11 protein-coding genes are annotated in these 11,800 nt (G+C 39.0%); 1 reads left to right on the top strand and 10 read right to left on the bottom strand.

Annotation, left to right across the window (positions count from 1 at the left end):
* Positions 1–31: 31 nt before the first annotated feature.
* From AC2TDL_RS13690 to AC2TDL_RS13645, 10 genes are all read right to left on the bottom strand, one after another.
* Positions 32–991, bottom strand: coding sequence for an IS30 family transposase (locus AC2TDL_RS13690; RefSeq protein WP_484696043.1), 960 nt, complete (start codon positions 989–991; stop codon positions 32–34).
* 423 nt (positions 992–1,414) lie between these two features.
* A complete protein-coding gene (locus tag AC2TDL_RS13685) occupies positions 1,415–1,873 on the bottom strand; it encodes an ion transporter (protein ID WP_484696646.1) in 459 nt (152 codons plus the stop codon).
* A 95-nt stretch (positions 1,874–1,968) separates the two neighbouring features.
* A complete protein-coding gene (locus AC2TDL_RS13680; RefSeq protein WP_484696645.1) occupies positions 1,969–2,394 on the bottom strand; it encodes a gamma-glutamylcyclotransferase family protein in 426 nt (141 codons plus the stop codon).
* 270 nt (positions 2,395–2,664) lie between these two features.
* A complete protein-coding gene (groL, locus tag AC2TDL_RS13675; protein ID WP_484696644.1) occupies positions 2,665–4,284 on the bottom strand; it encodes a chaperonin GroEL in 1,620 nt (539 codons plus the stop codon).
* A gap of 52 nt (positions 4,285–4,336) precedes the next feature.
* Positions 4,337–4,618, bottom strand: a complete 282-nt coding sequence (gene groES, locus AC2TDL_RS13670; RefSeq protein WP_484696643.1) for a co-chaperone GroES — start codon at positions 4,616–4,618, stop codon at positions 4,337–4,339.
* A gap of 127 nt (positions 4,619–4,745) precedes the next feature.
* The gene (locus tag AC2TDL_RS13665; protein WP_484696642.1) at positions 4,746–5,522 is read right to left on the bottom strand and encodes an ABC transporter ATP-binding protein; all 777 of its coding nucleotides are present in this window, start codon (positions 5,520–5,522) and stop codon (positions 4,746–4,748) included.
* Complete coding sequence (locus AC2TDL_RS13660; RefSeq protein WP_484696641.1) at positions 5,512–6,495, bottom strand: FecCD family ABC transporter permease; 984 nt, start codon at positions 6,493–6,495, stop codon at positions 5,512–5,514. The genes AC2TDL_RS13665 and AC2TDL_RS13660 overlap by 11 nt, the downstream gene beginning before the upstream one ends.
* A 1-nt stretch (position 6,496) precedes the next feature.
* Entirely contained in the window at positions 6,497–7,480 is a 984-nt protein-coding gene (isdE, locus tag AC2TDL_RS13655) for a heme ABC transporter substrate-binding protein IsdE (protein WP_484696640.1), read from the bottom strand.
* 98 nt (positions 7,481–7,578) lie between these two features.
* Positions 7,579–9,309 carry an S-layer homology domain-containing protein gene (locus AC2TDL_RS13650; protein WP_484696639.1) on the bottom strand — a complete coding sequence of 577 codons (1,731 nt, stop codon included), beginning with the start codon at positions 9,307–9,309 and terminating at the stop codon, positions 7,579–7,581.
* Positions 9,310–9,334: 25 nt separating this feature from the next.
* A complete protein-coding gene (locus AC2TDL_RS13645; protein ID WP_484696638.1) occupies positions 9,335–10,450 on the bottom strand; it encodes an NEAT domain-containing protein in 1,116 nt (371 codons plus the stop codon).
* A 350-nt stretch (positions 10,451–10,800) separates the two neighbouring features.
* Between AC2TDL_RS13645 and AC2TDL_RS13640 the strand changes: the two genes are divergently transcribed.
* On the top strand, positions 10,801–11,757 hold the full coding sequence (locus tag AC2TDL_RS13640) for an ABC transporter substrate-binding protein (protein ID WP_484696637.1): 957 nt from the start codon (positions 10,801–10,803) through the stop codon (positions 11,755–11,757).
* Positions 11,758–11,800: the final 43 nt, after the last annotated feature.

The raw sequence follows: 11,800 nt of genomic DNA, 5'->3' as shown, positions 1-11,800 counted from the left end.
CCAAAATAAATCTTTATTATGAGATAGATTGTCAAGCTAAGTGCGACAACTCTTCCATAACTGCCTCATGAGAAGTTTTCCAATTCAGACATTTGCGTGGTCTATGGTTAATTAAATCCAAAGCACATTGAAGTTCAGCTTGATCAACGGTGTTTAAGTCGTACTTCTTAGGAAAGAATTCTCGGAGAAGTCCATTTGCATTTTCGTTACTGCCTCTTTGCCAAGATGAATATGGATCAGCAAAGTATACCGTCAAGCCATGCTCTTCTAACAATGCTTGATGGCAGGCGAATTCCTTTCCACGGTCAACGGTAGCTGTGAGCATAGGCAACGCGAGTTCTTCTAGCACCGTAGCAACCGCTTGCTCCATAGATGCCGCTGAACGGTCTGGCATTTTTACAGCGTGGTAATAGCGTGTTTTTCGCTCAACAAAAGTAGCCAAGCAGCCTTTACTTTTACCACGGCTAGAAACGACAGTATCAAGCTCCCAATGACCAAAGGATTCACGTTGCTTCACTTCTTTTGGACGTTGCCTGATGGATAACCCGAGATTAAAGCGACCTCTGCTTTCACGAGGCTTTCTACGCTTTCCCTTCTGTCGTAAGAAGATGGTGTTCCCTTGGACTAGCCTACCTTGGTAAATCCAGCGGTAAATGGTTTTGAAGGATACCGCTTGCTCAGGATAGTCTTGTTTCATGCGCCCTTCAATTTGTTCTGGGGACCACGTTGCAGCCAAGGTTTGAGTAAGGTAATGTTCTCTTTCTTTCGTCCACTTCCCTTTAGGCTTGCTTTGCATGCGTTTGCGCTGGTAATCTGCTTGCGCATCGCTAGCCTCATAAGCAGAAGACGAGGTATTCAAACGATGAAGCTCACGAGACACCGTAGAATGATGGCGTTTGATCTGCTGTGCAATGGCTCTCGCACTCCAGCCTAAATGAAATAATGTTTCTATTTTTATACGCTCGTTTATGGTAAGATGTGTATAGCTCATGACGAGCCTCCTTGTAGATGGTGTGTGGTAACTTCATTCTACACGAGTTTTCGTCATGGGTTATTTTTTTAGGTGTCGCACTTCATATTACAATCTATCATGAAATAAAATATATTATATTATATGAATGAAAAAATTAACATATATCCATGAATAAAATTCCAATATAATAATACTAATGAAATGATAATGAAATTAATATGTAATGATAATGTAATATAATTTTCGATTTATTTTCAAAATTTCATCTTTATATTCACAACCTCAAATAAAATAGAACTTTTTCCTTGAACTTATTTTTTTGCAAACTTCGGCTTTTGGGGCGATGGCGTAGTACTTAATAACTTTGTTGTAGCTTTATAATATAAAAAGCATCCATTTTGATAGGTCTATTTTCAAAATGGATGCTTCTTATTCATCTTTCTAGCCTTTTTGTTTATATTCGCGAGCTGCATAACGAGCCTTTTTGGTCTTTTTAGCTAATTTTATTGTTTTGGCAACCTTTGCTCCTTTTGTTACTTTCAATAGCTTTATTCCTTTAATGCTTTTAATAACTTTAGCTCCTTTAAGTGCCTTTAACCCAGTAATAGAACCAAACGCAATTGCTGTATTAATTAAAAGTGTAGCTGAAAGTGATGACAGAACAGCAATAATGCTAATCCATTGTTCCTTAAAATAACTTTTATAGGATTGCGCCATAAAAAATAAAACAATCAGTTCCACGACAAAATAACAAAGAACATAAAGTGAGATTTTATGTAATAGTTCCATAAACGGTTCAGATTTAAGTGGTGTGAATCCCAAAATCGTAACCACAAGTAAATAAATAGAGAAAATAAGAGATAAAATTAGGTACCATTGTTTTAATACTACTTTATTCACACTACTCCTCCAATTTCTTGAAATATCATTTTGCAGTTATCAAGTATTGACGCTTTTTCATCAAATACCTATCTATTGTTCAAGTATAGACGTTTTTACACCTTTTCATTTTCCAATTCATTTTTTTGTTTGCGATAGTGCTTCCAGTCTCCGTCTTTTATCCAATGTAACCCTTCCGCTTTATGTTTTGGATACACATATACATAAGCATCTATATATCCATTGTCGGTATAAATCGGTTGAATGACACGTTCATAATCATTCTCCATACCTTCTCCGTTATAGTCCTCAAGAGCATCAAGCATCTTTAGCACTTCAGTCGTTACGCGATAAAGCTCCCCAATCACCTTTTCCCCAGAATATGAAATCATTGCAGGGTAGCCCCATCCCTTATCAAACAGCCGACCGTCGGTGAAGCATTGTTCGCATACTAGTTCAGAGCTGGCAAGATAATGATGATTTTCTTCATCTATTCTTAAACTACCGTATACAAATACTAGAAACATTTGCGTTTGTTGCAATAATGATTTCCTCCCTTCCTAATCCCTTCGTTAGCACTACAAGATTTCTTTATTTTATTATTGCTTCGCTATTCATTATACTCTGTTACTAAAGCAACTGTTTAGACCATTGTAAGCCAATCTTAATAACAAAAAAACTGCCACCCCTCAAGATTTTTTATGAATCGTGAGGAGTGGCAGTTGGTATACTATTTAAAAATTAACACTTTGACTTTCGGCCGTTTTCCGCGGTCGCTTCAACATCGAATTACTTCGATATTGATTTTATTATTACATCATGCCCATGCCGCCCATGTCTGGAGCTGCTGCAGGAGCTTTAGGTTCTGGTTTATCAGCAACAACTGCTTCTGTTGTCAGGAACATCGCTGCAACAGATGCTGCGTTTTGCAATGCAGAACGAGTAACTTTAGCAGGGTCAACGATACCAGCTTCGAACATGTTCACCCATTCGCCAGTAGCAGCGTTGTAGCCGATACCTACTTTTTCATTTTTCAAGCGTTCAACGATAACAGATCCTTCTTGACCAGCATTGAATGCAATTGTGCGAACTGGCTCTTCAAGCGCACGAAGAACGATGTTAACACCTGTTTTTTCGTCGCCTTCAGCTTGCACTGCAGCAACAGCTTTATAAACGTTCATAAGTGCAGTACCGCCACCAGATACGATACCTTCTTCTACTGCAGCACGAGTAGAGTTCAATGCATCTTCAATGCGAAGCTTGCGCTCTTTCAATTCTGTTTCAGTAGCAGCACCTACTTTAATAACAGCTACGCCGCCAGAAAGTTTAGCAAGACGCTCTTGAAGTTTTTCTTTATCGAATTCAGAAGTTGTTTCTTCAAGTTGAGCACGGATTTGGTTAACACGTGCTTGAATGTCTTCTGCATTACCAGCACCATCAACGATAATTGTGTTTTCTTTAGTAATACGAACTTGACGAGCAGAACCTAGAGCTGAAACATCAGTAGATTTCAAGTCAAGGCCAAGCTCTTCAGTAATAACTTGTGCACCTGTAAGAGCAGCGATGTCTTGAAGCATAGCTTTACGACGATCACCAAAGCCAGGAGCTTTAACAGCTACGCAAGTGAATGTACCGCGAAGTTTGTTCACTACTAGAGTAGCTTGTGCTTCACCTTCAACATCCTCAGCGATGATAAGCAATTGTTTACCAGATTGAACAACTTTCTCAAGCACTGGAAGGATATCTTGAATGTGTGAGATTTTTTTGTCAGTAATCAAAATGTATGGATTTTCAAGCACTGCTTCCATTTTGTCAGTGTCAGTTACCATATATGGAGAAATGTAACCGCGATCGAATTGCATACCTTCAACTACTTCAAGCTCAGTAAGGAAACCTTTAGATTCCTCAACTGTAATTACACCGTCGTTACCTACTTTCTCCATTGCTTCAGCGATTAGTTTACCAACTTCTTCGTCAGCAGCAGAGATAGCACCAACTTGTGCAATATCTTGAGAAGACTCAACTTTTTTAGAAATTTTCGCAAGTTCTTCTACAGCAGCTTGAACTGCTTTATCGATACCTTTGCGAATAACCATTGGGTTAGCACCAGCTGTAACGTTTTTCAAACCTTCACGAATCATTGCTTGTGCTAATACAGTTGCTGTAGTTGTACCGTCACCAGCAACATCATTTGTTTTTGTTGCAACTTCTTTAACAAGTTGTGCACCCATATTTTCAAATGCGTTTTCAAGCTCGATTTCTTTTGCGATAGATACACCATCGTTAGTGATTAGTGGGCTGCCAAATTTTTTCTCAAGCACCACATTACGTCCTTTTGGTCCAAGTGTTACTTTAACAGCATCAGCAAGCGCGTCAACACCACGAAGCATGGCACGACGAGCTTCTTCACTAAATTTAATTTCTTTAGCCATTATTTTTCCCTCCAAATAAGTATTTTTTTAAGTCGTTTATGTGAGCACGATATTATTCAAAAATCGCGTGGATGTCGCTTTCTCTCATAATCAAATACTCTTTACCATCGTATTTGATTTCAGTTCCGGCATATTTAGAGAACAGAACGCGGTCGCCTGGTTTAACTTCCAAAGGAACACGAACGCCATCCTTAAGTGCTCCACTGCCTACAGCTATAACTTTTCCTTCTTGTGGTTTTTCTTGTGCCGTACCTGGTAGTACGATACCGCTAGCTGTTGTTACTTCTTGAGGAATAGGTTCAACCAATACACGTTCACCTAAAGGTTTAATCATGGATAAAAGCCTCCTTATTTGATCGTTCTGTTTACACTTTGTTAGCACTCGATTAGGTCTAGTGCTAACAAATCCTATTTTACTGATTTTATTAATTGATTTCAAGTATTTGTCTAAAAAAAAATGCCTATGCTTGTGTAGCAATAGGCACAATATACATCCCAAATTGCTCATCGTGACGGATGATGGCTTCAACATCATAAACATCCTTCATAAGCTCAGCCGTCATCACTTTTTCTGGCTCGCCCTCAGCGATAAGATGTCCATTTTTTACAACTTTTATTTCATCGCTATAACGTACAGCCTGATTCACATCATGCAGCACCATAACAATCGTTAAGCCATGAACCTGGTTAAGCTCTTTTACTAGATCTAATAGCTCGATCTGATAATAAATATCTAAGAAAGTGGTTGGCTCATCAAGAAATAATACAGAAGTTTTTTGTGCAAGCGCCATTGCAATCCAAGCTCGTTGCTTCTGTCCCCCAGACAGCTCATTCAGTCTACGGCTGCGATACTCTTTAAGCTTCGTGCATTCAAGTGCCCAATCTATCGCTTCTCTTTCTTCTTCTGTTTCTTGCGAAAACATATGTCGATAAGGCAATCTGCCGTAAGAAACTAGACGCTCGACGGTTAAGTCATACGGCGCTTCATTTTGCTGATGAACGACAGCAAGAATTCGGGCTAGCTCCTTGCCCTTTAATTGTTGAAGCTCGCGGCCATTAATGAAGATCTGACCAGAATTTGGAACATAATTTCGCGCCATCAAGCCAAGTAAAGTAGACTTTCCACTCCCGTTAGGCCCAATGATCGTTGTAACCTTACCTTGGGCAAAGGAAGTCGTCAACCCTTGAATAATTGGCGGACTATTTTTATATTGAAAGTTTAATTGTTTAATTTCCATATAAACGCTCCCCTCTTAGCAGCATAAAAATGAGGAATGGACCGCCAATAATCGTCATAATAACGGATGCTGGAATTTCAACTGGAGCAATAACCGTTCTCCCTAGAGTATCAGCAAGTAAAATTAGGACGCCGCCAAGCAAAGCCGAAAACGGTATAAGCAGGCGATGATCTGTTCCGACGAAATGTCGAGCAATATGCGGAACTAGTAAGCCGACAAACGAAATTAAGCCGCCAATTGCTGTGGCAATTGAGGCAAGCAGAACAGCAACAAATGAAATAATTAATCTCGCACGCATAACATTCATTCCAAGATTACTAGCAGTGCGATCCTGTAACGAAAGCAAATTACACCATGTGCCAAGCAGCAGAGCAACAAGTAAGCCAATTGTGGCATAGGTAAGCATAATGTCAACATCTTTCCAAGTTTTCATCGTAAAGATTGAACTAACTGCTTGATTTACAGTGCCAACTGCATAGCTTCCACGATAGTTAAACAATTGATTTAGTCCTGAAAACATCGCATTTACCGCAACACCGACTAAAATAAGATATAATGGGCGCAAGCCCGTCTTCCATGTAAAAGCATAGACAAGAAAGCAAGCAAATAAACCGCCAATTACTGAAAATAGTGGCATCCAAAAAATTAAAGTTGGCCAAATTGTAACCATTAGTACACTAACAAAGCCAGCCCCTGCAGAAATACCGATTACTCCTGCATCGGCCAAAGGATTACGCATCACTGCTTGCAACAACACACCTGAAACAGCTAATGCTGCTCCCGATAAAATAGAAACGATAATACGAGGCAGACGCATATCGCGAATAACCTCTACATTATCATTGCCGCCGAACAGCAAACCTTGAATTAATTCACCAAAGCCTACCTTTATGCTGCCCGTAGCAATTGAATATAACATTAATCCAATTAAAACTACAATAACAATAAGAAAGCTAGCTACTTTTTTCATCACATTATCCTTTCCTGTCAGGGTAAAGCATATCTGCTAAAATATCTAATGCTTCATCTGCAGCTAAATTACCTGTTGTGCCGAAAAAGTCCTCTGGTAAATCATATACACGTCCATTTTTCACTGCATTAAAATGCTTCCAAATATCATTATTTTTAAATTCTTGATCAAACATCTCGATTACTTCATCAGGCATCCCATGCGCAGCCCGTAAAATGACGTCAGGATTACCTTGATGCAAATATTCTGTATTCGAAGCAACATATTCTACTTTAGAATCTGTTACAATATTACTTCCGCCAAGATGCTTCACCAAATCTCCTATATATGAATTTTCTGTAGCCACAATATAACTGCCAGGGATCCCCATCAAAATTAGTACAGTAGGGGGTTGTTGAGCGCTAACCTCATCCTTAATAGCAGCGATTTTTTCATCGTAACGTTCAATAAGCGCCTCTGCCTGTGGCATTCGATTAAACATTTCGCCAAGCTTTAAAATTTCTTGCTTCATATTATCTATGCTTGTAAAGTCTAAAAAGCTTGCATCAATTCCTACATTTATAAATATGTCCTCTAAATCATATTGCAGTGTCGTTACCGAAAATACATGAGTTGGTTTAAGACTTTTCACTAACTCCATATCTGGACTCATAGGATTGCCAACTTCAGTAGCTCCACTATAGCGCTCAGGTAATGTTTTCGAGGTGGTTGGCACCCCTACTACATCAAGCTCAAGCGCATTAAGCACCTCAGTAATCGCTACGGTCGTAGATACAATCCGATATTGCTCTTCATCTTCCACAGCGTTGTTTTGGCTATCACCTTCATTTCCATTACTGCTATTTTCATTTACATTGCTATTCATAACACTATTACCACTGCTATTTCCATTACTATTTCCCGCTGCTCCATTGTCATTTCCGCAGCCTGCAAGAAGTAAAATAACTAGGATGAGACAAGTAACTAAACTGATGCTGCGTTTTTTCATAGCATTATTTCCCCCTATAAATGCATGTGAGGACGCTCAAAGTCTGAGGTCCTCTGTATGTTCGTGTAGTTAGTAGACTTGTAACTAATCCTACTTTTTTATTTATTAAGTGCACGTAAAATAATCGTTACTGCCTCTGCACGTGACGCTTGTTGATTTGCGCCGAATGTATTATTAGACAAGCCTTGAATTAAGCCATTTTTAACTGCCGTTGCTACTTCTTCTTTTGCAAATTTAGGGATGTTGTCGCTATCGCTAAAGCTTAATACGTCCGCTGCTTCAAGCTCAAGCTTCAATGCATTCACGATCATGACAGCCATTTCTGCTCTTGTAATTTGACCATTAGGACGGAAAGTTCCATCTTGATAGCCACTAACGATCCCTGCAGCAACTGCTGCTTTTACAGACGCTTGCGCCCAAACAGGAATGCTGGCAGCATCAGCAAACTCAAGTTCCGCGCTGGATGTTGGCAAGCCAAGCCCTTCTACTAATAGCTTCGTAAATTCAGCACGAGTAATCGCTTGGTTTGGTGCAAAGCTGCCATCTGTATAGCCGCTTGCAATACCAGAAGCTACAGCTTTAACAATTGTATGTTCAGCCCAATGACCAGAAATGTCAGAAAGACGTACGCCTTTAGCAGCGACAGCGATTAAAGCTTCAGCGGCTGCTTGAATATCTGTATCAGAAGCTAGGTAACTATTAAATGAATTTGCTTTTTCAATTGCTGCAGTTAAATCTGTAGATGGATTTGCTTTAACTATCGCAATTGCAGCATTAATTGCTTTCACTAGTTTTGCTTTGCTGGCATCAACATTTTTGCCAATTACTAAATTAATGGAATGATTTTGTACATCCGCAAAAAATTCTGGTACGTAATATGAAGCAGATGCCTCAAGAACTTCATCGAAGCTTGATACTTCAAAATCAAAGGTGAAATATGTAACTTCTTCCGGACCTGTTCGGCCATTGATCGTTGCCTTGTATTCGCCAACTTTTGTACCTTCTTTACCTTCTACAAGCACTTTTACATTATGGGATTGTTGCACATCGACACGGAAATATTTCACATTGTCCTTTTCATATGTTTTTGGATTAGCCAAGTAATTCCCCATTACAGATAGCTTGCTAGGTTCAGATTTATTTACATAATAAACAGGTACAGCAACTGGCTCCGCATAAAATACTGCTTTTAGCTGTTTTAATGCTGCTTCAAGATCACCTTTTTTTGTTAAATAGCTATTCGCTTTTTCTGCAGCAGCAATAGCATCTGCTAGCGCTTTTGAAGGCTCGGCTACTTGCTTTGCTTCCTCCAGTACTGCAGCCAACTCTTTTATTAATGCGTCGATATCATTATTAATCATAATGTAGATGCCATGAACTTGCGGCTCTGTAAAATAGCCCTTTACAAAATAAGATGCGGATGCTTCGATTGGTTTTGAAATATCAGATAATGCATAATCGAATGTAAAGAATGTTACTTTTTGTTCAACCCCATCGCGGCCTCTAGTAACTCCTTCATATTCAGCAACCTTAACGCCCTCTTTGCCTTCAACAGTAATCTTCACATCATAAACTTGTTGTACATCTACTCGCAAATAGTTTACCCCATCTTTTTCATAGACAGTTGGGTTAGCTATATAATTTACCATCGAAGATATGCTGTCTGGTTTTGAAGAATTGATAAAATGCACAACCGTTTTTTCAGCTGCTGATTCAACTGCAGTTGATGTTGGTGCAGTTGAATCTGCTAAAGCGAACGTTGGAGCTGTGCCGACTAACAATGCTGCAACAGCCAAGCTTGTAATTGTTTTTACGAATCTTCTATTCATGAATAATGCCTCCAGTACCAAAATATTATTTATTGCCTTTATTTTTTCTTATCCAAATCACTGAAACAAGCAAAAATATAATGACTATAATGATTATTAATACAACTAAAGTTGTGCTTCCTGATTGTTCCTCTTGTTTTTCTTGAATAACATTTGCTGATTGAACTGCAGTCATTTCTTCCTTGTTAGCAGTTGTGTTTTCTAGCGCTTCACTACCTGCCTCAGTAGACTCTGCATTATTTGCATCAGTTTGCCCTGCAATTGAATCAGAATCATTTGCTGATTCCTCTTTATCCACCGCCTGTTCCTTAAGAGCAGATGCAGCATCAATTCCAGTTGTTGTTTCACTATTGCTAGCTTCATTTACTGCATTACTATCTTTTGCAGCGTCAACCGCATCTTTATGAGTAGTTGCCGCTGCAGCTTTGCTTACATCTGTACTATTCTCTGAAGCACCAGGCTTAGCGGTGTCTTTCTCGGATTGGTTAGTTGTAGAACTTTTCTGTGATGAATTATGTTTGCCTGCTGTTTCTGTAGCAGAAGGTTTAACAGTTGCAGTATTCGCTGAATCCCCCCTAGCATCAGCCTTGCTTGAAGTTGAAGGTGTTAATGTTGGTTTAGCCCCTTGTTCAGCTGTATCCTTCTTCTCGCTCTCAGCAGCTTTTACAAGCTTTAAAGTATCCGGGTAAAAGCGAAACCGAGTTTCATAGGTGTGATAATAGCTCATACTAGGAATATCAACTGTCATCTTCGCAGATAAATCTTGATCAAACGAGCTAACCGGAAATTCTACTAGTCTGCTATCATTGTCGGTATTTCTAGAAAGCACTGTGCTGTCAACAAAATTGCTGCCTTGTTTAGTAGAAAAGTCAATAACCCAAGCATCCTTATTAATAACTGTGCGAACAGAAATGGCACCATTTTTTACAATGACTGTAGCAGGCTTATTCCAATAACCATTGGCTAAAGATGTCGAGTCATCACTCGGATCTCCTTTTAAAATTTCAAAATCAATCGTATATTCTCCATCCTGTAATGTACTAGCTGCTGATAGATTTGCTCTGCTAAAGACGGTAAGCAAAACTAATATAAAAAGAAAGGCCACAATACTTCGTTTCCATTGTCTTGATGTAAATTCCATAAGCACCTCCACTGGTAATGTTAACCACTGATTATCATTCTCATTGAATGAACAAAAAAATAAATGCTCAACAAGAACATTTAAAAATGACACCATTTAGCAATATCTATTATTATTTAGAATACATGATTGAAAAAGAAAACGTCAACTCTGTATTTATATTATTCATAATTTTTCTATAAATTCAGCGAAAATTCAGCGAATTACTGCCCTTATCTCTGCACACTTTCAACATAAATTTCTGACCTCCTCTTTTCAAGCAGAATCAATTATGTCACAATAGATAATAGATGAGAATCATTATCAACAACAAAATTAATTAAGTTATAGATAAGGAGAATGGTTAAATCATGTTTAAGTGGAAATTACTCGCATTCCCTATATTAGCATTTTTCATCGCTATATTATCAGCATGCAGTAGTTCAACTAATGGTGACCAGCAGCAATCATCCTCTGCCAACGAAACCGGCGAGCAATATACAATTACTGACTTTAACAATCGAACAATTACATTTGATGAAGTGCCAGAGCGTATTGCTGCACTCAGCATTGGCGAAACAAATATTATTTACTCTCTTGGCGGATCATTAGTTGGACGTCCTGCGACTGAGGTTGATCTGCAGTGGGAAGAAGCTTATGACGTATTTGAAATTGGCACGACCCATGATGTTGACCTTGAAAAAATTGCAGTAACAAAGGCTCAAGTTGTCCTTATGCACAATATTATGAATGAAAAGGATGTTACTAAGCTTGAAAATCTCGGAATAAAAGCTGTTTTAACAAGCGGTAATTCAGTTGAGGATATAAAGCGACAAATCCAAATCTTTGGCGAATTGCTGCAAAAGAAAGAGAAAGCAGAGGAGCTAATTAACGAGATTGATCTAAAAATCTCTGTATTATCTGCAAGTCATGCGGAGCCTGTTCCTGCCCTGCTTGTTTATGGAGCACCAGGCACATTTATGGCAGCTTTACCAAGCTCGTTAGCAGGCGACATTTTAACACTTGCAGGCGGATCAAATATTGCAGCAGACTATCCTCAGCTTTCTAGCTACCCGCAATATGCGGCACTAGATATGGAGCGAATTGTGCAATCAAATCCGCAAGCAATCTTTATTATGACACATGCTGATCCCGAGGATGTGCGTGAGCAATTTATTAAAGAGATGGAATCAAGCTCTGCATGGAGCAGCATTGATGCTGTCAAAAATGGACGCATCGAGGTGCTTCCTGCTGAATTATTCGGTTCAAACCCTGGCACACGAATTACTGAGTCATTAGATTATATGTATAAAGCTCTGCATGAATAATTAAAACATAATCCCTGTAATTGTAGAATAAGATTTCTTCTAA

Source organism: Paenibacillus sp. plas6 (genome assembly GCF_057221655.1).
This window is presented reverse-complemented; position numbering and strand designations above follow the sequence as displayed.

Bases quoted from the DNA above. Each gene is read 5' to 3' on its own strand.
- AC2TDL_RS13690 (WP_484696043.1), bottom strand. From the start codon at position 991: ATGAGCTATACACATCTTACCATAAACGAGCGTATAAAAATAGAAACA.
- groL (WP_484696644.1), bottom strand. From the start codon at position 4,284: ATGGCTAAAGAAATTAAATTTAGTGAAGAAGCTCGTCGTGCCATGCTT.
- groES (WP_484696643.1), bottom strand. From the start codon at position 4,618: ATGATTAAACCTTTAGGTGAACGTGTATTGGTTGAACCTATTCCTCAA.
- AC2TDL_RS13665 (WP_484696642.1), bottom strand. From the start codon at position 5,522: ATGGAAATTAAACAATTAAACTTTCAATATAAAAATAGTCCGCCAATT.
- isdE (WP_484696640.1), bottom strand. From the start codon at position 7,480: ATGAAAAAACGCAGCATCAGTTTAGTTACTTGTCTCATCCTAGTTATT.
- AC2TDL_RS13650 (WP_484696639.1), bottom strand. From the start codon at position 9,309: ATGAATAGAAGATTCGTAAAAACAATTACAAGCTTGGCTGTTGCAGCA.
- AC2TDL_RS13645 (WP_484696638.1), bottom strand. From the start codon at position 10,450: ATGGAATTTACATCAAGACAATGGAAACGAAGTATTGTGGCCTTTCTT.
- AC2TDL_RS13640 (WP_484696637.1), top strand. From the start codon at position 10,801: ATGTTTAAGTGGAAATTACTCGCATTCCCTATATTAGCATTTTTCATC.